General features: G+C 60.4%; 20 protein-coding genes. 11 read left to right on the top strand and 9 right to left on the bottom strand.

What is annotated here, in order from left to right; genetic code table 11:
• Positions 1-179: 179 nt before the first annotated feature.
• From ppk1 to ACTNA2_RS03380, 5 genes are all read left to right on the top strand, one after another.
• The gene (gene ppk1, locus ACTNA2_RS03400; RefSeq protein WP_441048610.1) at positions 180-2,588 is read left to right on the top strand and encodes a polyphosphate kinase 1; all 2,409 of its coding nucleotides are present in this window, start codon (positions 180-182) and stop codon (positions 2,586-2,588) included.
• Positions 2,589-2,674: 86 nt separating this feature from the next.
• Positions 2,675-4,003 carry a 23S rRNA (uracil(1939)-C(5))-methyltransferase RlmD gene (rlmD, locus tag ACTNA2_RS03395; RefSeq protein WP_427748199.1) on the top strand — a complete coding sequence of 443 codons (1,329 nt, stop codon included), beginning with the start codon at positions 2,675-2,677 and terminating at the stop codon, positions 4,001-4,003.
• A 177-nt stretch (positions 4,004-4,180) separates the two neighbouring features.
• A complete protein-coding gene (locus tag ACTNA2_RS03390; RefSeq protein ID WP_441048609.1) occupies positions 4,181-4,723 on the top strand; it encodes a DJ-1 family glyoxalase III in 543 nt (180 codons plus the stop codon).
• A complete protein-coding gene (locus ACTNA2_RS03385) occupies positions 4,720-5,301 on the top strand; it encodes a Maf family protein (RefSeq protein ID WP_441048608.1) in 582 nt (193 codons plus the stop codon). Before ACTNA2_RS03390 ends, ACTNA2_RS03385 begins: the two co-directional genes overlap by 4 nt.
• Positions 5,302-5,401: 100 nt before the next feature.
• Positions 5,402-6,403 carry a P1 family peptidase gene (locus tag ACTNA2_RS03380; protein WP_427794874.1) on the top strand — a complete coding sequence of 334 codons (1,002 nt, stop codon included), beginning with the start codon at positions 5,402-5,404 and terminating at the stop codon, positions 6,401-6,403.
• Positions 6,404-6,765: 362 nt separating this feature from the next.
• Here ACTNA2_RS03380 and ACTNA2_RS03375 read toward each other — a convergent pair whose 3' ends face one another.
• Complete coding sequence (locus ACTNA2_RS03375; protein WP_441048607.1) at positions 6,766-7,797, bottom strand: glycosyltransferase family 2 protein; 1,032 nt, start codon at positions 7,795-7,797, stop codon at positions 6,766-6,768.
• Positions 7,790-8,992 carry a UDP-galactopyranose mutase gene (glf, locus tag ACTNA2_RS03370; protein ID WP_427729079.1) on the bottom strand — a complete coding sequence of 401 codons (1,203 nt, stop codon included), beginning with the start codon at positions 8,990-8,992 and terminating at the stop codon, positions 7,790-7,792. Before glf ends, ACTNA2_RS03375 begins: the two co-directional genes overlap by 8 nt.
• 231 nt (positions 8,993-9,223) lie before the next feature.
• Here glf and pta point away from each other — a divergent pair, with 231 nt between their 5' ends.
• On the top strand, positions 9,224-10,204 hold the full coding sequence (gene pta, locus ACTNA2_RS03365) for a phosphate acetyltransferase (protein ID WP_427718446.1): 981 nt from the start codon (positions 9,224-9,226) through the stop codon (positions 10,202-10,204).
• 550 nt (positions 10,205-10,754) lie between these two features.
• Here pta and ACTNA2_RS03360 read toward each other — a convergent pair.
• The 7 genes from ACTNA2_RS03360 to rnd all read right to left on the bottom strand — a co-directional run bounded on the left by ACTNA2_RS03360 (position 10,755) and on the right by rnd (position 17,866).
• Entirely contained in the window at positions 10,755-11,933 is a 1,179-nt protein-coding gene (locus ACTNA2_RS03360; RefSeq protein ID WP_441015726.1) for an acetate/propionate family kinase, read from the bottom strand.
• Positions 11,934-12,096: 163 nt separating this feature from the next.
• Positions 12,097-13,275: an acetate/propionate family kinase gene (locus tag ACTNA2_RS03355; protein ID WP_006234305.1), complete on the bottom strand. Its 1,179-nt coding sequence runs from the start codon at positions 13,273-13,275 to the stop codon at positions 12,097-12,099.
• A 147-nt stretch (positions 13,276-13,422) separates the two neighbouring features.
• Positions 13,423-13,758 carry a histidine triad nucleotide-binding protein gene (locus tag ACTNA2_RS03350; protein ID WP_035137921.1) on the bottom strand — a complete coding sequence of 112 codons (336 nt, stop codon included), beginning with the start codon at positions 13,756-13,758 and terminating at the stop codon, positions 13,423-13,425.
• Between the two features lie 155 nt (positions 13,759-13,913).
• On the bottom strand, positions 13,914-14,180 hold the full coding sequence (xseB, locus tag ACTNA2_RS03345; protein WP_161144749.1) for an exodeoxyribonuclease VII small subunit: 267 nt from the start codon (positions 14,178-14,180) through the stop codon (positions 13,914-13,916).
• Positions 14,181-14,222: 42 nt separating this feature from the next.
• A complete protein-coding gene (xseA, locus tag ACTNA2_RS03340; protein WP_441048606.1) occupies positions 14,223-15,674 on the bottom strand; it encodes an exodeoxyribonuclease VII large subunit in 1,452 nt (483 codons plus the stop codon).
• A gap of 115 nt (positions 15,675-15,789) precedes the next feature.
• The gene (locus tag ACTNA2_RS03335) at positions 15,790-16,494 is read right to left on the bottom strand and encodes a zinc metallopeptidase (protein WP_441048605.1); all 705 of its coding nucleotides are present in this window, start codon (positions 16,492-16,494) and stop codon (positions 15,790-15,792) included.
• Between the two features lie 238 nt (positions 16,495-16,732).
• On the bottom strand, positions 16,733-17,866 hold the full coding sequence (gene rnd / locus ACTNA2_RS03330) for a ribonuclease D (RefSeq protein ID WP_154517283.1): 1,134 nt from the start codon (positions 17,864-17,866) through the stop codon (positions 16,733-16,735).
• A gap of 98 nt (positions 17,867-17,964) precedes the next feature.
• Between rnd and ACTNA2_RS03325 the strand changes: the two genes are divergently transcribed.
• The 5 genes from ACTNA2_RS03325 to ACTNA2_RS03305 all read left to right on the top strand — a co-directional run bounded on the left by ACTNA2_RS03325 (position 17,965) and on the right by ACTNA2_RS03305 (position 22,762).
• Positions 17,965-18,882, top strand: coding sequence for a diacylglycerol/lipid kinase family protein (locus tag ACTNA2_RS03325; RefSeq protein WP_441048604.1), 918 nt, complete (start codon positions 17,965-17,967; stop codon positions 18,880-18,882).
• Positions 18,883-19,143: 261 nt separating this feature from the next.
• Positions 19,144-19,374 (top strand): hypothetical protein, encoded by a 231-nt coding sequence (locus ACTNA2_RS03320; RefSeq protein WP_441015732.1) that lies wholly within the window; start codon positions 19,144-19,146, stop codon positions 19,372-19,374.
• A gap of 144 nt (positions 19,375-19,518) precedes the next feature.
• Positions 19,519-20,088 (top strand): hypothetical protein, encoded by a 570-nt coding sequence (locus tag ACTNA2_RS03315; protein WP_441048603.1) that lies wholly within the window; start codon positions 19,519-19,521, stop codon positions 20,086-20,088.
• A 168-nt stretch (positions 20,089-20,256) separates the two neighbouring features.
• A complete protein-coding gene (locus ACTNA2_RS03310) occupies positions 20,257-22,023 on the top strand; it encodes an ABC transporter ATP-binding protein (RefSeq protein WP_441031568.1) in 1,767 nt (588 codons plus the stop codon).
• Positions 22,016-22,762 carry an energy-coupling factor transporter transmembrane component T family protein gene (locus tag ACTNA2_RS03305; RefSeq protein WP_427727867.1) on the top strand — a complete coding sequence of 249 codons (747 nt, stop codon included), beginning with the start codon at positions 22,016-22,018 and terminating at the stop codon, positions 22,760-22,762. The genes ACTNA2_RS03310 and ACTNA2_RS03305 overlap by 8 nt, the downstream gene beginning before the upstream one ends.
• The last annotated feature ends 162 nt before the right edge of the window (positions 22,763-22,924 follow it).

Here is a 22,924-nt window from a genome sequence, read left to right as displayed (position 1 = left end):
CCAGTTGAGTGAGGATATAGATCGCTTGTTCAAAGCACCGGACGTTAGTGCTTCGGATCGTCAGCGTAATAAGTAGGTAAAGATACCGTTCGCGCGATACGTATGTGCCATAGGTCGACTAAATTGAGACAATAGCAAACAGTGTTAGGCTACCGTCCCTTTGGGGACTGAACGGACAGATGCATATGCCGAGCAAAATCGAAAAGAAGCAGAACGCCGCCAAGCTGCGCAAGAAACCGCGCGATTTCTCGTATACGCAAAATCGAGAGCTTAGCTGGCTGCGCTTTGATAACCGCGTACTCGACGAAGCCTTCGATGAGTCTGTGCCACTGTTCGAGCGCCTTAAGTTCGTCTCGATCTTCGAGTCAAATCTCGACGAGTTTCTCATGGTGCGCGTGGGCGGCTTGTCCGATCTGGCAGAGCTCAAAAAACAGCCCGTCGACAACAAGAGCAATATGACCGCCTCCGAACAGGTCGATGCTGTCATGGCAGAGCTGCCCGGGCTCCTTACCCGCTGGGAGTCGATCTTTAAGAGCATCGAGGACAAGCTCGACGCTTTGGGCGTTCACCGCGCCCGCATCGATTCGCTTACGCCCGAGGAACATACCTTTGTAACCCGCTACTTCCAGGCCTACGTATCACCGGTCATCTCGCCGCTGGTCATCGATCCGCGCCATCCCTTCCCCAACCTGCGCAACGGCGCGCTCTATCTGGCTTGTGGCCTGGACGGCATCACCGACGAGGAGAGCCTGCTGGGCCTTATCGAGATTCCCACCTCGATGAACCGCGTGGTCGAAATCCCCTCGCCCACCGGCACCTACTCCTACATTCTGCTCGAGGACGTCATCCTCGCCTGCCTGGACAGCTGCTTCGGCTCCTATAAGCCGCTCGACCGCGCGCTCATCCGCGTCACCCGCAACGCCGACATCGATCCGGACGGCGAAGGCGTCGAGGAGGAAGAGGATTACCGCCAGCACATGAAGCGCATCCTCAAGAAGCGCCTGCGCCTGCAGCCGGTGGTGCTCGCCGTATCGGGCTCGCTCGAAAAGCCAACGCTCAAGACCATCCGCAAAGCGCTCGAGCTTTCGCGCCGCTCGGTTTTTACCTGCGATATCCCGCTCAACCTGGGCTACGTCTTTGGCATCGAGGGCAAAATACCCGAGCATTTACGCAACGAGTTGCTCTTTACGCCGTTTAGGCCGCAGCCCAACCCCACCATCGATATGACCCGCTCCATCCGCGATCAGGTGCTGCAGCACGACAAGCTGCTCTTTTACCCTTACGAGACCATGAATCCGTTCTTGGACCTGGTGCACGAAGCAGCCTACGACCCCGAGTGCATCTCGCTTCGCATCACGCTCTACCGCGTGGCCAAACAAAGCCGCCTGTGCGAGTCGCTCATCGATGCTGCCGAAAACGGCAAAGAGGTTACAGTGCTCATGGAGCTCCGCGCCCGCTTTGACGAGCAAAACAACATCGAATGGGCCGAGCGGCTGGAAGAGGCCGGCTGCACCGTTATCTACGGCTCCGAGGGCTTTAAATGCCATTCCAAGATCTGCCAGCTCACCTATCGCGAGGGCATGGCGCTTACCCGTCTGACGCTTTTGGGTACCGGCAACTTTAACGAGAAGACGGCCAAGCTCTACAGCGACTTTATGCTCATGACCGCGCATCCCGGCATCGGCGAGGACGCCAACCTGTTCTTCCGCAACCTGTCGCTGGGCAACCTGCGCGGCGACTACCGCTTCCTGGGCGTGGCGCCCGTGGGCCTCAAGCCGCTCATCATGCGCGGCCTGGACCGCGAGATTCAGCGTGCCCTTGTCGGCGAGCCCGCCCGCGTGTTCTTTAAGCTCAACTCGCTTACCGACCGCGAGGTCATCGACAAGATCGCCGAGGCATCGTGTGCCGGTGTGCGCGTGGACATGATCATCCGCGGTATCTCGTGCCTCAAGCCCGGTGTTCCGGGCAAGACCGAGAACGTGCACGTGCGCTCCATCGTCGGACGCTTTTTGGAGCATGCGCGCGTCTATGCCTTTGGCGTGGACTCGGATATGATCTACCTGAGCTCGGCAGACATGATGACGCGCAACACCGAGCACCGCGTGGAGATCGCCTTCCCCGTGCTCGACCCCACCTGCCGCGCCCAGGTGCACGAGTACATGGGCATGCAGCTGCGCGACAACGTGAAGGCACGCAGTCTGACGAGTGACGGCACCTGGATTCCCGTGGAGCGCAAAGACGGCGAGAAGCCCTTCAACTCGCAGGAAGCTCTGCTGGAGCGTGCCTATCGCAACGCCGAGGCCGTCGCCAAGGCAGAACCTACGCTCGCATCCAAGCCTGAGCTCGAACCGCAGCCGGCCGCACCCGAGGTCCAGAAGGTTCAGGCAACCGTCATAGAGCCTGAGTCCGAGCCTGCTCCTCGGCCCCAACCGCAGACGGCCAACCCCGCGTCCGAGAAGGGCGCCCGCCGCGAGAAGCCCGCTGGCAAGACCAAGACCATCGAGCGCCATCGCCCCGGTCGCGTGCGCATGGGACTGGGCCTGATCGGCCTAGGCCTTAAGACGCTCATTACCGGCAAGACGAAATAGACGTTTGTAGAAGCGCCCCGTATTTGAGGAATACCCCAAATACGGGGCGCTTTTCACTGCTACCATGGTTGCGAACAATACCGCGAATGACAGGCAGGAACATGAAGCTCACCATAGAATCGATGACCTACGGCGCCGACGGACTGGCGCACGCCGACAACGGCAAGGCCGTCTTTGTGCAGGGCGCCGTGGCAGGCGACACCGTCGAGGCCGAGATCGTGCAGGACGGCAAGTCGTTTATGCGCGCCCGCACGACCGAGATTCTGGAGCCGGGCCCCGATCGCATTCAGCCCCCCTGCCCCTTCGTGGGCGTCTGCGGCGGTTGTTCGTGGGGCAATCTCTCGCGCACCGCGCAGCTTGCCGCCAAAGAGCAAAACCTGCGCTCCACGCTCGAGCGCATTGGCAAGTTCGCCCCCGAGCAGGTCAACGATCTTGTCCAGCCCATCCGCCACACCAAGGACGACTGGGGCTACCGCAACAAGATTGAGCTGGAGCCCACCCTCGTTAACGGCCGCGTTCGCCTTGGCATGCACGGCGTCGATCCCAGCAAGATCGTCACCGTAGATTCGTGCCCGCTGTTCGATAAGCGTTTTCCCAAGGCGCTCAAATCGGTCGTCGGCGCGCTCAACTATCTGAGCGGCAGTCACGATCTGGGTCTGGAGCGCGTGGGCATTCGCGCTTCGCGTCGCACCAAGGCGCTCGAGGTCGCACTTTGGACGCCCACGGGCTCCTTCCCGCGCTCGCAGGTCTCGCGCGTGTTGGCAGACGCCGCTCGCCCCACGAGCGTAGTGCGCGTCATGAGCAAGGGCGAGAAGAAGGCCCGCCGCGTCTCCAAGGTGGAGATGCTCGCCGGCGAGGGCTCCTGGACCGAGAACATCGCCGACGGCCAGATGCGCCTTTCGGCCCCATCGTTTTTCCAGGTCAACACCAAGGGCGCCGAGATTTTGATCGAGCTTGTCATGGAGGCGCTCGACCCGCAAGAAGACGAGCTTGCCATGGACCTGTACTGCGGCGCCGGCACCTTTACCCTGCCGCTCGCCCGCCGCTGTGATTTTGTTGCCGCCGTCGAGGCCTACGGCCCGGCCGTGCGCGACCTGCGCCGCAACCTCGAGATCAACAAGCTCGATAACGTCGATGTCATCGGCGGCGATGCCGTGCGCGAGTTCCCCGACCAGGATGCCGATGTCCTGGTAGTCGACCCGCCGCGTGCAGGTCTGGCACCCGAGGCAATCGACCTCATCGCCAGCACGAGCGCCCGCGACGTGGCCTACGTGAGCTGTGATCCGGCGACTTTGGCACGCGATCTTAAGCGCTTTGTCGAGGAAGGAACCTTCTCCCCCGTCAAGATCACGCCGGTCGACCTGTTCCCGCAAACCTTCCACTGCGAAACCGTCGCCCATCTCAAGCGCAACTAGACTGTTTGCCCAAGACCACACCCGATGATTTTTCTGGGACGGGGATAAAAATAAATTTGTTCCGAATGATTATTTAATCCCCGTCCCTTTTTAAACATTGGGAAATCGGGCGTGGCAAGCATAGGTCTTCGGGGTATAAGACGGCTAATTGTATGCCGCCTTACGAAAGGAACTCTCATGCCCAGCGTTGCCGTTCTCGCCGCCGATGGCTTTGAAACTATTGAATGCCTGACCATGGTCGACGTCATGCGTCGCGGCGGCGTGCGCGCCACGCTCGTCTCGATCATGCCCACACGCGAGGTCGTGAGCTCGCTGCAGATTCCCGTGACCTGCGATGCGCTCTTTGATGAGATCAACTTTGAGGAGTACGACTGCATCGTGCTGCCCGGCGGCCTGCCCGGAGCCACCAACTTGCGCGCCGACCAGCGTGTCTGCGATGTAGTCTGCGAGTTCGCCGCAACCAAGCACGTTGCCGCCATCTGCGCCGCCCCGTTTATCCTGGGCGAGCTTGGTCTGCTCGAGGGACACCGAGCCACGTGCTTCCCCGGCTTTGAGAAGAGCTTCCCCGAGGGTGCTTATACCGGCGAGAAGGTCACGCAAGACGGCAACATCATCACTGCCAGCGGCATGGCACAGTCACTTCCCTTTGCCTTGGAGCTGCTGCGCACACTCGCCGGCGACAAGGCCGTCGAGAAGGTTGCCGAGGGCATCCAGCTATGATTTTGGCTTCGCAATCGCCGCGCCGCATAGAGCTGATGCGCGAGGCGGGCTATGACGTTCGCGTAATTCCCGCAGATATCGACGAAACACCTTTTGATGGCGAAGCTCCGCTTACGCTTGTCGAACGCTTGGCACGCGCCAAAGCCGCTGCCGTTGCCTCCGAGCACGCCAAACCCAACGAACTGACTGTCGCAGCCGATACCATTGTCACCTTTGACGGGCAAATTTTGGGCAAGCCGGCAGACGAGAACGAGGCACGCACCATGCTCCGCGAGCTTTCGGGCCGCACGCACCAGGTGGCAACCGGCGTCTGCATCGTTAAAGCCGGCGACGCTGCAGCTCCGCATGCCGCCGAAAGTCTGTCGTTTGTCGATGTGACCGACGTGACGTTCTATGAGCTTACTGAGGAGCAGATCGGGCACTATGTTGCCTCCGGCGAACCCATGGACAAGGCCGGAGCCTACGGTATCCAGGGCACAGGCGGCCGCATGCTCGTGCATGACATTTCGGGCGACTTCTACAACGTGGTGGGCTTACCCATCGCTCGCGTCGCACGTGCGATTCAAAAACTCTCGTAATTGCATCTGGCGCTGGGTATCCCCCGGCGCCTACACTTTTGCCGTACCGTACGGATCCCGACCGAGCATAAGGCCCGGCGGAAAACCGATAGGAGAAAACATGGACACCCTGCTCGAAGCCATTGACGTTTGCGATATCGATGGCTTTTGCTTTGGCAACTATACAGACGGGGAGGCCGGCACCGGCTGCACCGTAATCGTGGCGCCCGAGGGTGCCACCGGCGGCGTTGACGTACGTGGTGGCGCTCCCGCTTCGCGCGAGACCGATCTGCTGCGTCCCGAGAACACCGTCGATAAGGTCCACGCCGTCTGCCTTTCGGGCGGTTCGGCCTTTGGTCTCGAAGCGGCAAGCGGCGTGGCCCGCGAACTCGAGAGCCGCGGCATCGGCCTGCCCGTCGGCCCCACGCAGGTGCCCATCGTGTGTTCCAGCTGCATCTTCGACCTCGCCTTTGGCGATCCCACCGTGCGTCCCGACATTGAGGCCGGTATCGCCGCCGTGCGCGAGGCGCTCGACCATACCCCCACCACACTCGAGCAGGGCAATGTAGGTGCCGGCACCGGCGCCACCGTAGGCAAGCTCATGGGGCCCGCCACCTGCATGAAGGCTGGCCTTGGAGCTGCTGCCGTGGCACTCGGCACCGTCAAGGTGGGCGCCGTGGTCTCGGTCAACGCCTGTGGCAACGTGGTCGACCCAACCACCGGCGAGTGGGTGGCCGGCATGCGCGCCGCAGCCGATAGCGACCAGATCGTCGACATGGAGCTCGCCGCCCTTGCCGCCGCCGGCTCTATGAAAATGCCACTCGACCGCACCAACACCACCATCAGCTGCATCGTCACCAACGTGGAGCTCACTAAGGCCCAGGCCACCAAGGTCTCCCAGATGGCCGCAGACGCCTATGCACACGCCATCCGCCCCACACACACCACCAACGACGGTGACACCATCTACACCCTTGCCAGCGGCAAGCTGGGCAGCCAGGCAAGCGCCGCCGTTCCCCTAGACCTGCTGGGCATGCTCGCCGTAAGGGCCCTGGAAACCGCCATCGTAAACGGAGCCAAAACCGCCAAAACATCCCACGGCATCCCCGGCGTTGCGAAGTAAACTAGCTCGTCCGGTTGCCCGGTTGGCCTTGGTTATGTTTGCTGCTCTACAGTCCTGGCTCGCACGAAGAGCACATTAAGTGCTCTTCGGCTCGTGCGGAACTCGCGACAAACATAACCAAGGCCAACCGGGTAACCTACTCAACAAGATCTCTTTCAGCCCAGGCCCCTGTGTACCGCGCGTCGAAGATCTTCAAATTCAGCTTGCTGACATAAAGCGGGACATAGCAGAGGGCCCCTGGTCCTTAACTTGATACGAGTTCCGCACGCAAAGGAGGCGCCAGTGGCGCCTCCGTCTTGCGCAGGACTGTTCGAAGTAGCAAGTTAAGGACCAGGGGTCCCCGTTACCCGAGCGTTTATGCACTAGTTGAATTTGAAGATCTTTGAGGCAAGACGGTATAGGCCGAGTGTGGTTTTGTCTCCAGCCCGCCCGTGCAGGTTGGTAAAGAAGCCGACCACACCGTAGCGCGCACGACGATACATACGCTCGTCGTAGGCCTTCAAATCACTCCACAATGTCGTCAGGCGCTCGTCGGCGCAATCCTCATCGGAAAGCTTGGTAAGCACCGAACAAATTGCCATCATCATGGTGAAATAGCCCATCATGTACGCGCGCAGACGCGACGACTCGACATCGCTGTACAGATGGAACGACTCCATCATAATGCGCGTCACGCGAAACTGCTGGTCCAGACGTTTGACCATCGTGGCCTCGTTGACGCTCTGGCCCTCGCGACCGATAAAGTAACGATAGAGGTCGATGTCGGCGTAGTACATGGTCTTGCAGCGCGGCAGCGGCACATAGGCGTAGATATTGTCGACATAGAACGTGTGCGGCGGCATAGGCAGATTGGACGCGCGCAGCACATCCGTGCGATAACACAGGCTGTGCATGAGCAAATTCTGGTCCAGACGGAAATGGCCAATCTGGTCCCAGGTAAAGATCTTTTTGCGCGGCAGGGCAAACTTGTAACCAATAGCGGTATGCGTACCCTCGTAAACCTTCTCGTACACATAGTTCGAGATAAACAGATCGACGCGCTGGTCGCGCTCCTCAAAGCCACGCAGAATCGAAAGCATGGTCAAAAGCGCCGCACCGTCGAGCCAGTCGTCCGAGTCGACGACCTTGTAGTAGGTGCCCTGCGCCTCGCGCAGGCCCGAGAGGACGGCCATGCCGTGGCCGCCGTTCTCCTGATGCACCGCGCGGATGATACCGGGGTAACGCGCCTCCCACTCATCGGCCTTAGCTGCCGTCTCGTCCTTGGAACCGTCATCGACGATGATGATCTCGATATCGGTGGCGTAATCGCTCCCCTCCAGAATGGAGGTGATGCAATGGTCCATGTCCTTGGCGGCGTTATACGAGGGAATACCGAATGATATGACTTTATGCATGGCAGGCGATAATCTCATCCGAAAGATCGAGGGCAGAGTTGGTCACGGCATCCATATCGTAGTAACGATACTCGGCCAGGCGACCCACCGGGTGGAAGTTCGTCAGGTTCTGGACGCGCTCAAGATAGCGCTCATAGAGCTCGCGGTTCTCGGGCTCCAGAATGGCGTAATAGGGCGTCTCACCCGAGCCGGGCGTATAGGCCTTGGAATACTCCTTCATGATGGTGGTCTTGCCGGGCAGGACCTGACCAGTCATGTTCTTGAACTCGGTGATACGCGTGTAATCCTCGCTCGTGGTGTAATTGACGGTGCCCACGGGCTGGAACTGGTCCATATCGAGCGTCTCGAACTTCATGTCGAGCGTACGGTACGGCAGAGCGCCCAAGTCGAGGTTGAACAGCTCGTCGAGCGGACCGGTGTAGACGATCTCGCCGCCATAGACCTTGCCGTCGATCTTGACGGTGGTCTCGTCGATCTCAAAGAGGTCGCGGGCGTCCACGTCGCAGAACACATCAATCAGATCGTGGTCGAGCATATGCTCGAACAACGCGGTATAGCCGTCCTGCGGCATGCCCTGGAAGGGAGCCTGCGGGAAATAGCGGTCATCGTCGCCCACAAAGACGGGAACGCGGCCGGTGATCGAGGGATCGATCTGGTCGGGCGTCTGGCCCCACTGCTTCATGGTGTAATGCAAAAAGACGTTCTCGTAGACGTAATCGGCGACCTCGGCAAGATCCGGGTCGTTCTTCTTGCGCAGCTCCATGATGGGCACCTTGACGTCCTTGCCAAAGGTCTCCACGAGCTTCTGATACAGCTCCTCGCCGCGCTCATCGCCAAAGGCGAGCTTGAGGCTCGCGTGGTTAAAAGGCACGGGCATAAGGGTGCCGTTGATGTTGGCGAGCACCTTGTGCTGGTAGTCCGTCCACTTGGTAAAGCGCGACAGAAAATTGTGGACGCGCTCGTTAAAGGTATGGTAAATGTGCGGACCATACTCGTGGACCAGGATCCCGGCCTCATCAAAGCAGTCGTAAGCATTGCCCGCAATGTGGCCACGGCGCTCCAAAACGGCAACGCGATAGCCGATGGTCTCGGCAAGACGGCGGGCACAAACGGCACCGGCATACCCGGCACCGACGACAATCATGTCGTATGCGCCGGCGTTAAAGCCTTCAGGCAGGCCTGAGGTAATCTGCATCGATACTCCTTGTCAAAAGCCACGGGCTCGTTAGCTGGGCTTTTCTCGAACATTCTTCGAGACATATTTATCAGAGCGATTATAGCGCTAATGCGTCCTATAATGAGCTTGCCACACAAGGAAAGCTCAAGCACCCCGGCGTACATATTTGAAAGGTAAACCCGCTAGCAGCGGGTTTATTCGTGGAAAGCCGGGTGCCTGGAGCTTAGCGAAACGCTTGTAAGGAGTAACATGAGCGATTTCCTAAACCGTATGAAGTCTGCCGCCAAGGCCGACCTTAAGACGATCGTCCTGCCCGAGGGCGAAGATCCGCGCACCATCATCGCAGCTACCAAGATCATCGAGGAGGGCTTGGCAAAGATCGTCATCTTGGGCAACCCCGACGAGATCAACGTTCCCGGCGCTACCGTCATCGACCCGCGCAATGCCGAGAAGCACGAGGAGTACGCGCAGAAGTTTGCCGAGCTCCGCGCCAAGAAGGGTGTCACCATCGAGCAGGCTCGCGCCCAGGTGATGGACGCCACCTACTTTGGCACCATGATGGTCAAGATGGGCGATGCCGATGGCCTGGTCTCCGGCGCCTGCCACTCCACCGCCGACACTCTGCGCCCCGCGCTGCAGATCCTCAAGACCGCCCCGGGCACCAAGCTGGTCTCGGCCTTCTTTGTGATGTGCACCGACACCCCGCAGTTCGGCACCGACGGCACGCTGATCTTCGCCGACTGCGGCCTCAACATCAACCCGTCCTCCGATGAGCTCTCCGAGATCGCCATCGCCTCCGCTCACTCCTGGTCCACCTTCATGGGCAACGTTGAGCCGCACGTGGCTATGCTCTCCTACTCCACCATGGGTTCCGCCGGCGGCGAAGTCGCCAAGAAGGTCCAGGAGGCCGTGAAGTTCTGCAAAGAGAAGGCCCCCGAGCTCGCCATCGATGGCGACCTGCAGCTCGACGCCGCCATCGTCCCCAACGTCGCCCAGCTCAAGGCTCCCGGCTCCTCCGTTGCCGGCAAGGCCAACGTGCTCGTGTTTCCCGACCTCGAGGCCGGCAACATCGGCTACAAGCTGGTCCAGCGCTTCGCCGGCGCCGACGCCTACGGCCCCATCCTGCAGGGCATCGCCAAGCCGGTTAACGACCTTTCGCGCGGCTGCTCTGCCGACGACATCGTGGGTGTCGTAGCCATCACCGCCGTCCAGGCTCAGATGGCTGAGTAGCGGACGTATCCCCTCGGGACCCTACAGGGTAAAGCTCTGAAAACGTCCTCGGACATGCATGAAGCCCCCGCTGCGCACTTCGTGCGGCGGGGGTTTCATGCGTCCTGCGGAATGTTTTCAGAGCTTTACCCTGTAGGGTCCCTGCCGCCACGTGGTGCTCAGGGGATCTGGAGTGGACGGCGGCTTGGCTACGAGTTGGGGCTGAGAATCTGAATGGATGGGTGCCGTTGCTGGGGGGCAAACGATGCGGATATGGTCACTTTGGATTTGAAAGGCTGATAGGGCCTCGGCGGTTGTTGTGCCGGAAAGCGTGTCCCGGTTTGAAGGCGGATTGCGGGATGTAGCTTCCACTTGGGGGCTGTTTGGGAAACTGCGGGACGGAATTTTGCTTTGTTGTGGGTCGTATTTTCCGCAACGTGCCTCAACCGGAAAGCGTGTCCCAGAATTTGTGCTCGAAACGGGATGGAGTTTCCGCTGTCCTTCTGCTAGTAAAAAAAGGCCTCCGGAGCTGTTGCTTCGGAGGCCTTTCGTTTACATGCAAACGAGCACGCTAGTTGTTCTTGGTCAGACGCTCGACGTCGTGGGCGATCATGTATTCCTCGTCGGTGGGGATGACCATGACCGTGACGGCGGAACCGGCGGAGCTGATGACCTGCGGGCCGTTGCCCACGGCCTCGCGGTTCTTGTTGTTGTCGATGCGCACGCCCAGCCACTCAAAGCAGTCGCAGAAGGCCTTGCGGATCGACCAGTCGTTCTCGCCGATGCCGGCGGTAAAGGTGATGGTGTCCACGCCCGCCATGGATGCGATCATGGAACCGGCCTGCTGCATGGCCTTGTAGGCGAACATGTCGAAGGCGAGCAGGCAGCGCTCATCGCCCTCGGAGGCGCGCGTGCGGATGTCGCGGGCGTCGTTGGAGATACCCGAGATGGCAAGCAGACCAGACTGCTTGTTCATCATGTCATCGACTTCCTGGTAGCTGTAGCCGCCCTCACGCTGCAGGTAGCACACGGTAGCAGGGTCGATGGAACCACAACGGGTGCCCATCATCAGGCCATCGAGCGGCGTGAGGCCCATCGTGGTGTCGCGGCACACGCCGTCCTCGATGGCGGCGAGCGAAGCACCGTTGCCCAGATGGCACGAAAGCAGACGGTGGCAGCGCGAGCCCAGAATCTCCTTGGCCATCATCCACTCGTAGCGGTGGCTCGTACCGTGTGCACCGTACTTGCGCACGTGGTACTTGTCGCACACGTCCTTGGGCAGCGCGTAGGTGTAGGCGACCTCGGGCATGGTCATGTGGAACGAGGTGTCGAAGACGGCCACGTTGGGCAGCTCCGGATACTTCTCGCGGCAATACTCAATCGCCGCGGCCTCGCCGTAGTTGTGCAGCGGAGCAAGCGGTGCCACCTCAAGGATCTTGGCCATAACCTCGTCGTCGACGACCGCGGAATCATCGAAGTGCCAGCCGCCCTGAACGATACGATGCCCAATGCCATCAATCGTAAAGTCGGTCTTCTCAAGCTCCTCGAGCACACGAGCGATAGCAGAGCGATGATCGGGGAAAGGGACCTCCTCGGTCTGCTTGGCGCCACCGTTCTCGGAGTGGCCAAAGACGCCCATGTCCGATCCGATACGCTCGCAGTTGCCCTTGGCGAAAACCTTGCGGGTATCGGTATCCAAAAGCTGATATTTAAGGCTTGAGCTGCCGGCGTTGACAACAAGTACGTTCATGAGACTCCTTTGCAGTGCAATACGGTCGACGCAGACCCCTTAAGGCGGCCGCATTTTAATAAGAGGTTATCATATCTTGATAAATAGCTATCAGCATATCGCCCAATGAGCGCAAAAGAGGGGCCGAACGGCGCTCGGTCGTCCAGCCCCTCCCCTCTTGCAATTACTTGCCGTTGACGATGCGCTCGACGTCGGAAGCGATCATGAACTCCTCGTCCGTGGGGATAACGAAGATCTTGACCTTGGAATCCTTGGCGGACAGGCACCAGGCGCCGTCGCCACGCAGGGCGTTGCGGGCATGATCCATCTTAACGCCCATAAAGGCCAGACGATCGGCCACGCCGGCGCGAACGGCCGGAGCGTGCTCGCCGATGCCGGCGGTAAAGACCAGGGTGTCCATACCGCACATGGAAGTGGCCATCTCGGCAGCCTTGGCGGCAATCTTGTAGACGAACATATCGAAGGCGAGCTGAGCCTCGGGGTCGCCGGCAGCGGCGAGCTCCTCGACGTTGCGGCAGTCGTTGGTCTTGCCGCCGGTCACAGCCAAAAGGCCGGACTTCTTGTTCATCATCTCGTCGACCTCGTCGAAGGTGTAGCCACCCTCGCGCTGCAGGTAGCACACGGTAGCCGGGTCGATGGAGCCGCAGCGGGTGCCCATCATGACACCGTCGAGCGGCGTCAAGCCCATGGTGGTGTCCATGCACTTACCGTCCTCGATGGCGCACAGGGAAGCGCCGGAACCGATGTGGCACACGACGACCTTGCGAGCCTCGCCGTTGGTCATCTCGGCAACCTTCTTGGAGATGTAGCGGTAGCTGGTGCCGTGAGCGCCGTACTTACGGATGTGCAGCTTGTCGCAGACGTCCTTGGGCAGGGCGTAGGTCTTGGCGACCTCGGGCATATTGAAGTGGAAAGCAGTGTCGTAGACCGTGACGTTGGGCAGGTCGGGATACTGCTCGAGGCAGTACTCGATAACGTTGGCCTCGGGGTTGTTGTGCAGCGGGGCGAGCGGAGCGACCTCGCGGATCTTGGCGAGGACGTCCTCGTCGACGAGGGAGGAATCGCCGAAGTACCAACCGCCCTGAACGATACGGTGGCCGATGCCCTCGATCTTGACGCCGTTGGCCTCGAGGTCCTTCAGGACGACCTCGATGGCGACCTTGTGGTCGGGGAACTCGATGTTCTCGGTCACCTTCTTGGAACCGTTGGCAGCGTGGGTGAAGGTACCGCCGGTAAAGCAGACGCGCTCGCAGGAGCCCTTTGCGGACACCTTGTGGGACTTGGTATCGATGACCTGATACTTAAGGGTCGAAGATCCCGCGTTGACGACCAGAACGTTCATGTGTCTCCCTACTAACAGGCGGTGTGGCGCCGCCAGGTTACATACGCTTCAATAATAAACCCAAACGCCCTCGCGCTCGGGTTTATTGCGTTGATATATAAGTTATCGGTGCCTAAGCTTTCGCCTCATCCCACGGAAGAAGCGTCCTCAGATGAGGTTCTCGCCCAGGTTCTTGCCGCCGAGGACATGCATGTGGAAGTGCATGACGGTCTGACCGGCGTTGACGCCCTTGTTGGAGATGACGCGGAAGCCGTCCTCCAGGCCCTTGGCCTTGGCTACCTCCTGAATGGCGTGGGCCATGGCGCCCATGGTCTCGGCAGGTACGTTGTCGGCGATGTCGCTGTAGTGCTTCTTGGGAATCACGAGGGTGTGGACCGGCGCCTGGGGGTTGAGGTCGTCGAAGGCGATGACCTGATCGTCCTCATAGACAACGGTTGAGGGGATCTCGTGGTTGGCAATTTTGCAGAAGATGCAATCACACATGGTTGGTTCCTTTCTCACAGACCAAGGTAGTCTTTTTGGGACGGGGCTTTTTTGACTACTTTTTCGCAAGCGCAGGCACCTGGCGAGCCGTCGCGCAAGGGTAGTCAAAAAAGCCCCGTCGCAAAAAGACTACCCCAAAGTGGGCTGCGGGATGGTTAGAACGAGAGGTTGTCGTCGGTGTTGGCGGCTTCGCCGTCGGCGAGCACGTCGTTGCCGTCGACATCCTTAAGAAGCACCGAGACCTTCTGCTCGGCATCGGCCAGGCGGGTACGCAGGCTCTTGAGAAGCTCGACGCCGCGGGTGTAGCTCTCGAGCGACTCCTCGAGCTCCATGTCGCCCGACTCCAAGCTGCGGATGATGAGCTCCAGCTCCTGCGAGGCCTGCTTGTACGTAAGCTGCTCGACCGGGGTCTTCTCTGCCATATCTGTTTCCTTTCCTAAGGGTTTATCGCTATGAAAGGCGGCCTACTCGACCGTATTGACCGTTGCCGCCACGTTGCCGTCCGCCATGCGCACGCGAATAGCGTCGCCCGGCTTAAAGGTCTTGGCGCTCGTAGCCACACCGTCCTCGCTGTACGCGATGGAGTAACCGCGGGCAAGCACCTTGAGCGGCGACAAGGCATCGAGCGACGCAGCAGCTCGGCCCAGGTCGGACGCGGGCTTGCTGAGCATCGTGCGCCCCTGATGCTCCAGACGGGAGCTCGCAAGCGTGAGCGCATGGCGCTTGCCATCGAGCCCCGAGGTGCTTGCGATCAAGCGCTCGGGCAGGCGCTCAAAGTCGGAGCGGAAGGCCCCAACCGAACGCGTTATGGCGCCGGACAGGCGATCGGCCGTCAGGGCAAGCTCAGACTCGCGACGCTCGACCATAAACGTTGGATCGTTGAGGCACGGGCGGCACGCGGCCGCATCGAGCGCATCGCCCAGACGAGCCGTATAGGTGTCCCAGGCACGACGACCGCGCTGGTCGAGCATTTCCAGATCGACCTGATCCGACCCGATCATCGAAGCCATCGCGGCGCCCAGACGCTGATGGCGCGTCTCGAGCACATCGGCCAACTCCGTCATAGCCGGCGCCACCGATTCGGCCGCCGCCGTGGGCGTGGAGGCGCGACGGTCGCTCACCATGTCGCAGATCGAGGTATCGGGCTCATGCCCAATGCCGGTCACCACGGGCACAGGACAAGCCGCCACCGCGCGGGCAAGCTCCTCGTCGTTAAAGGTCATGAGGTCCTCGAAGGAACCGCCGCCACGCACCAGCAAAATGCAATCGGGCGCCGGCGTAATGGAAGCGGCGCGACGCAAGCCTTCAATAAGCTCTGCCGGCGCACCCTCGCCTTGAACCTTGGCACCCACGCAAACGAGCTCGACGAGTGGGTTGCGACGACGCAATGTGCGCTTGACGTCATCGATTACGGCACCCGAAAGCGAGGTGACGACCGCCACACGCGAGCAGAACACCGGGATGCGGCGCTTGCGCGCTTCGTCCATCAGGCCCTCGCGGCTCAGCTTTTCGGCCAGTTGCGCCACTTGTTGACGCAGCAGACCCTCCCCCGCCAGCGAAAACGAGCGGGCGACAAAACTCATGCGGCCCGTGGGCTTATAGAGATTGAAGCTACCCTTAAAGCTCACCTGCATGCCGTCGCGCAGATCGAACGTGCGCTTGAGATAGGCACCCTTCCAAATGATGCAGTCAACGGCGGCCGAATCGTCCTTAATCTGGAAGTAGCAGTGGCCGCTTCGGGCATTGGGGCCACGAAAACCCGTGACCTCGCCCAAGACACTCAGCTGCGGAATAGCATCGAGTGCACCGGCGGCGATCTCCACCGCCTGGCTCACGCTGAGTTCCTTGCGCTCCCGATCGTCCGAGCCGTCAAACTCGGCGGAAACGGCATTGCCGGTTAGATTCCAGCCTGCCACGCAGCCTCCTTTCGTTATCGTGCACAAAGGCTCCAGCCCTGCGCAAATTCAAGTCCAACACATAGTACAGCGCCGCGGGGACACAAATCCCCGCCGCGCCTGTCAAGCCAATTTGTTATCGGTTGGAGTTTCTGTTGTAGCGAGCCATCAGGTAGAGCAGCTGAATGATCGAGGTGAGCGCTGCGGCAACATAGGTAAGCGCGGCTGCCGTCAGGACCTTCTTGGCACCGTTGACCTGCTTGGAGCTCATCCCCGACCGCTCGATATACGCCACGGCGCGGCGGCTGGCATCAATCTCGACCGGCAGCGTAACCAGCTGGAACAACACACTAAACGAGAAGAAGATCAGCGCGAGGGTCGTGAGTCCCGCGATGTTCATAAACAGGCCCAAGAGCAACACGATGGTCCAGGTGTTCTGGGTAAAGTTGACGACCGGGACCAGGGCAGTGCGCACCTTCATCATGGCATAGCCGCTTTGGCGCTGGGCGGCGTGGCCCGCCTCGTGGCAGGCGACGGCAACGCTTGCGACCGATCCGCCCGAACGGTTGGCATCCGAGAGATACAGGTTGTTATCCTGCGGGTTGTAATGATCGGTGAGCTCACCGGCAACGCTCTTGATACCCACGGCATTGCAACCGCTGGCGTCGAGCATGCGGCGCGCAACCGCAGCGCCCGTGTCGCCGTCCGAGCGAACCTTGGACCAGGTTTTATACGTCGAGTTGATATAGCTCTGCGCGGCAAGACCGAGCACCGTACAAACAAGGACGACCAGCAGGTACACCGGGTCGATGCCAAAGCCATAACCATAGTAATAGGGCATGCGAATTCCTCCGAAACGAGTTACACGTTGGAGGCATTCTACCCACTCGCCCAGCCAACGAGACAGCATCGATGTTTTGGCAATGTCAGCGAAAACGGCCGAGAGCGAGCAAGGTGACGTGAAAGAGAAGCGACGCGTACTTTGGTACGCGAGCGACGATTGAACGTCAGATTGCCGCTCTCGGCCGTTTGCAGCGTCGAGCTGTTACGCGGTTTGGTAAAACCGCGTAACCATATACCTACAGGAGCTCGATTTTGCCGTCCTTCACCGTCAACCCCATGTTGCCCGAGAGCAGATCGTCCAGGCGCGAGCCCACGAGCTCAAAGCGCCAACCTTCGCGCAAAGGGCTCTGCTCGGGATGCTCAATATAGTCGGCCAGGTCATCGCGCGAGGCAATGACCGAGGTCGCCACGCCCGAACGCTCGGCAACCAGGCGAATGAGCGCGTACATGAGATCCGTCACGCTCTCCAGCTCCGGAGAGATCTGGCGATGTCCGCGCACCATGAGCGGCAGGCGATCGTGCGGGCAGCTCGCGCCGCGCTTGATGGCCATGAGCGCGCCGTCCACATCGCGCTCCCCCAGTTGATCGGTGCCGCGGATGCTGCGGAACTCCTCAACGCGCACGGGATTGCGCTTGACGAGCGCCAGCAGCGTATCGTCGGACATGACCCACTTGCGCGGGATGTTGCGGCGCTCGGCGCGGTCCTCGCGCCAGGCGGCAAGCTCGCGCGCAATGCCCAGCTGATGGCGGCTACACGAGTTGATGCGCTTGACCTTGCGGAATGCCTCATGCCGGTCGGCGCGGTAGTGCGACTCGTCTGCCAGCGGGCGCAACTCGTCGAGCACCCAGTCCACGCGGCCAAGCTCGCGCAGGCGGCTCATCATCTCGGTATAGGCGACGATCAGATACTTGACGTCATCGATCGCGTACTCAATCTGCTTATCGCTCAGCGGGCGGCGCGACCAATCGGTCAGCGACTCGGTCTTGGGCAGCGATACGCCGCAGAACGTCTGAACGAGCGCGCCGTAGGAAATCTGCTGGCGCTCGCCCAAAAAGGCGGCGGCGACCTGTGTGTCAAAAATCGGTCGCGGCAGCGCGCCCACAGTGTGGAGCATGACCTCCATATCCTGCGAGCAGGCGTGGAAGACCTTGACCACGCTCTCGTCGGCCATAAGCTCGGCCAGCGGCGATAAGTCGTCGATCACCAACGGATCGACCGCGACGCTCTCGGCAGGGGTGGCAATCTGAACCAGGCACAGGCGCGGATGAAACGTGCGCTCGCGCAAAAACTCGGTATCGACGGCAATCGCGTCGAACTCACGAGCGCGCTGACAAAAGTCGAGTAGAGCCTGATGTGTGGAAATGTACATATCAACCCATCGAATAAGGTTAGGCCCGAAAAACACGGGTAGGATATCGGCATTGCCCTACAACTATACTCGGTTAGTCACAGAACGGGAACGTAAGTATGCGCTGCCTTATCATCCACAACCCGGCATCGGGTCCCAGCTCCGATGAAATCTACGCATTCACGCACGCTCTTGCACAGGGCGGCGACGAGGTCGTAATGCGCTTTATCGGCGATGGCATGGAGCCCGAGGACGCGGTAGCGGACGTTCGTGAGTTCGACCGCGTAGTCGTTTCGGGCGGCGACGGCACCGTCTCCAACGTGCTCGACCAGATGCGCGGGTGCGGTGTCCCTACGCTCATCTTCCCCTCCGGCACAGCCTGCCTGTTCTTTAACAACATCGGTAATGCCCCCGAGGCGGCGGCGCTTGCCAAGGCTTGCCGCGCCGGCCGCACGGTCAAGGTGGACATGGGTGAGCTCTTTTGGATCGACGAGAACGGTAACGAGAAGCGCCACGGCTTTATCATCATCGCCGGCTCGGGCTTCGACGCCGAGATCATGATGAAGGCCGCCCCCACCAAAAACGACATTGGCGAGATCGCCTACTTCCTCTCCGCGCTCGCCACGCCCAACCCCACGGTGGCGCACTTTACCATTGAACACGACGGCATGGTCGAGGAGCTCGACGGCATCTGCTGCATGGCGGGCAATACCTCAGTCATCCAAAACGACATCAACCTGTTCCCCAGCTGCCGCATGAACGACGGCATGGTCGACATCGTCGTTATTGAACCCGTGCGCACGGTGCAGCTGCTCCCCACGGTGATCACCGCCGCGCTCGACCCCGCCGGCAAGGTGCTCGGCCGCCCGCAGTTTAAGATTATCCAGACCAAGGAAGCCAAGATTACCTGCACGCCGTCGCTGGGCATGCAGTTCGATGGCGAGATCATCTCCAGCAACTCCGGTGTCTTTGGCGCCCGCGCGCTTCCGCAATGCCTCGACCTCATCGTCGACGAATTCTCACCACTCGGAAAATAGGAGAACCCCGTGAACGACAACCCTATCCTTGGCTTTATCGTCATCGTTCTGGCCCTGCTCGTGGGCTACGCCATCAACCTGATTCACCGCCGAAAGAAGTAAATCCACATTGGTATGATATTCATCCAATCACCGAGGAGAAGTCCAAGGGCAACAACATGGCCGCCATGGGTGTTGGCGCCATCATCATCGGTGTCTGTGGCTTCGTGATCTATCGTCGCAAGAAGGCCTAAGAACCCCACACCTTAAGGCGCGGGCGGAATGGCCAAGGTCGCCCCCCGCTCAGCCCGCCCCTTCGACCGGCGGGAAACGTCGCTGAAATCTTTCAAAAAAGATTCCCCGCAAACACTTTGCTGTGCTATAGTGCAACGCAACAGAAACAAGGTGCGACTGCGCCATGGCATCACGAAAGGAGCCACCAAGATGAAGAACGCGATGAAGTCCCTCAACAACTGGTGGTGGCGTGATGCGAATACGATCGGTCGACAGTGAGTCCCTCACGCCTGTTTTTGCGCTCTAGGTGATTGAAAGGCCTCCGGTTTCGACCGGGGGCCTTTTTCTATCTCGAGCCCGATCGCATTCGCATCACGCGCCTCCGCTTTTCCCTTGCACTCCCCTTCCGAAAGGATTTTCAACATGTCTCAGAACACCACCGCCCAGCCCCGCACCGTCCAGACCACTGACCGCGGCAAACTCGATATCCGCGCCCTCGTCCTGCTCGCCATCCTGCTTGCCGCCGGTTTCGTCCTCAACATGACCGTCTCCAAGTTCTTTAGCGGCCTCACCGGAGGCTTCCTCTCGCCCGAGTTCATCATCGCGGCTTTCTGCCTCGAGATTCTCATCGTCAAGCCCAACATCGGCCAATCCGCGATTATCGGCCTCCTCGCCGGCGTGGTAATCCAAATCACCGCCTCCGTCAAGGGCCCCGACCTGATCGCCGAGCCCGTCGCCGCCATGGTCATGGCTCTGCTCGTCTCCGTGCTCGCCGACTCCAAGGTCAAGGGCCTGCTCCCGCTCGTCAGCACCTTTGTTGTCACCTTCATCTCCGGCATGATCTACGCGGCGATCTTCTCCTTTGGCGTCATGAACAACCCGGCTTTCATGGGCGTCATGGCTCCTGTCGTCGTCGCCACCGGTGTTGCCAACGCCATCATCGTGACCGCCCTCTACATCCCCATTAAGAAGGCCCTCAAGCTTAACGACTAAGTAGCTGACAGGCCACACGCAGGCACCGCCGTCTTCAACGCCATCCTGGTCCAGGCCCTCAGCGTTCCGCTCAAGAAGGTCTTCTCCAAGTCCAAGTAGTAATACTTGCTACCATGTAGACCGCCGGTCGTTTTGCGGCCGGTGCTCTTTTACGATAGAAAGGCCCCCATGAGCTCCAGCAATACCATCATCAAGCTCGATGACGTCTCATTTTCCTATGGGCACGAGGCGCAGAATGCCCTCGATCACGTCTCACTCGCCATCGAAAAGGGTGAGTTTGTGGGCGTCATCGGCCCCTCAGGCGCCGGCAAATCGACGCTTGCCGCCGTTATGAGCGGAGCCATCCCCCACCATTACACCGGCCAGCTCTTTGGAGCCACGCTCGTCGATGACCGCGACACCTGCGAGATCACCCTCACGGATATCTCGCGCGTGGTGGGAAGCGTGCTGCAGGACATCGATGCCCAGATGGTTGCGCCCATCGTTGAAGACGAGATGCTCTTTGGCCTCGAGAACTTTGGCATACCGCACGATCAAATCGAGGAGCGCATCAGCCAGACGCTGACGACCGTCGGCATTAGCGACCTGCGCCACCGCGAGATTGCCACGCTTTCGGGCGGGCAGAAGCAGAAAGTCGCAATCGCCGCGATCATCGCCATGGCGCCCAACGTGCTCGTGCTCGACGAGCCCACGGCAGCGCTCGACCCGGCAAGCTCCACGCTCGTTTTTGACACGCTGCGCCAGATCAACCGCGAACACGGCATCACCGTGGTTGTTATCGAGCAGAAGGTCGCGCTGTTGTCGAAATACTGCAGCCGCGTCCTCGTCATGGCAGACGGCAAGCTCGCGTTTGACGGCGAACCCCACCAGGTCTTTGCCCACGCAAGCGAGCTGCGCCAGATGGGCGTCGACAGTCCCCGCGTCGCGCGCATCGCGAACAGCCTGGCAGAAGTGGGTCTGTTGCCGAGCGATCAGGCGCCCTGCCTCAATGTTTCCGAAGCGCACCAGCTTATCTCGTCCTTACTTGCGGATGCAACGAGCAAGGACGCGCCCGCCGATGTGCCCGAGACCTCTCCCCATATCCCGGCGGTCCCCCGCGGCGTTAATCAGGAGCCAGTAGTCGAACTCACCGATGTGACCTTTGCCTACCCCCATGGCGGTGCCTCGGTCAGCAACCTCAACATGTGCGTCTATCCCGGCGAGCTCGTAGGCATCATCGGCCAGAACGGTGCTGGCAAGACCACGCTCACCAAGCTGTTGAACGGCCTTCTGCATCCAGCGTCGGGAACCGTGCGTATGGCGGGGATGAACACCGCCGACGTCCCCACCAGCGCGATCGCTGCAAAATGCGCGACGCTGTTCCAGAACCCCGACCGCCAGCTCTGCCGCGACACCGTACTCGACGAGGTTGCCTTTGGTCTTGAACTGCACGGTGTCGGCACCGACGAGGCCCGCCAGCGTGCACGGGTGGCGGCGGAGCGCTTTGGGCTCCCCTTGGACGAATCGCCGTTCTCGCTTTCGCGCGGACAGCGACAGATGGTCGCCCTAGCGTCCGTGGTTGTGCTCGATCCACAGGTGGTTCTGCTCGATGAGCCCACGAGCGGCCTCGATTACCGCGAGTGCATGACCGTGATGGAGACGGTGAGCGAGATGGCCGAGCGCGGCTGCGCCGTGATCATGGTGTGCCACGACATGGAGGTCGTCTCGGACTTTGCCCAGCGCCTGGTAGTCATGGCAGACGGACGCATCCTCGAGCGCGGCGACGCGAACCGGATCTTCGCCGACGATGCCCTCATGCGCGCCGCCTACGTGGAGCCACCGCAGGTTGTGGCCCTGTCCAAAGAACTCGCGCGCGACGTTTCGCCCCGATTCGCCGGAATCAGTCAGGTCTCCGATCTGGTCGACCTGGTAAAGGAGATGCTCAAGCATGACTAACGTGATCGACTACGTGCCCGGAGACTCACTGCTGCACCGGCTGAACCCCGTGACCAAGCTAGCCCTGGCCGCGGCTATTATCTTGGCGACCTTCCTCGGCGACACTTATGTGCTCCTGATCGCCCTGCTTGTGCTGACTTTTATCTTGGGCATCTACGCCAAATCGACCGCAGGCCTAGTCTCGCTCGTCAAGCTCATGGTGCCGCTCTCACTAATCATGCTGGTCCTGCAGACCGCCTTTATCCGCACCGGAGCCCCCATCTTTGCCTGGATTACCACAGATGGTCTTATCACCGGCACCAAGGCGGCGCTTCGCCTGCTCGGCGTGGCGCTGCCGCTCATCCTCATGCTCACCATCACGCAGCTCGGCGATCTCGCTAACGCTTGCGTGGAGGTGCTGCACGTGCCGTACCGCTATGCGTTCACGTTTACCACGGCACTGCGCTTTGTACCGGTCTTTAGCCAGGAGATGAACGCCATCATGGAGGCGCAGACCGCGCGCGGCGTTGAATACGACACCAAGAACCCCCTCAAGAAGATCCAGCTCATGCTACCGCTCTGCGTGCCGCTGCTGGTGAGCTCCGTGGGCAAGACCGATGCCACTGCCCTGGCGGCCGAGCAACGTGGCTTTTATCTGCGTACGCGCGCGAGCTCGTACAAGCGCTATCCCATTAAGGGCATGGACATTGCCATACTTATTGCCAGCATTGCCCTCATCGTCCTCGGATTCTTGTTCTAACCTGCCAAAAAGGGACAGGTTTATTTTGGTCGGTTTTATATGGGCAAATGTCAGTCTCGTCCTTTAAGCTCCAGCACCAAGCAGCAACCGCAAAATGCAAAAGGCCTCGGCTCGCACAAACGAGCCGAGGCCTTTACTGTTTTCCCAGATAAAACCTACCAA

The sequence above is a fragment of the Collinsella sp. HCP28S3_E9 genome (genome assembly GCF_052065455.1).
Lineage (GTDB): Bacteria > Actinomycetota > Coriobacteriia > Coriobacteriales > Coriobacteriaceae > Collinsella.
The sequence above is the reverse complement of the archived record's forward strand: the minus strand, read 5'-3'. Positions and strand labels throughout refer to the sequence as shown.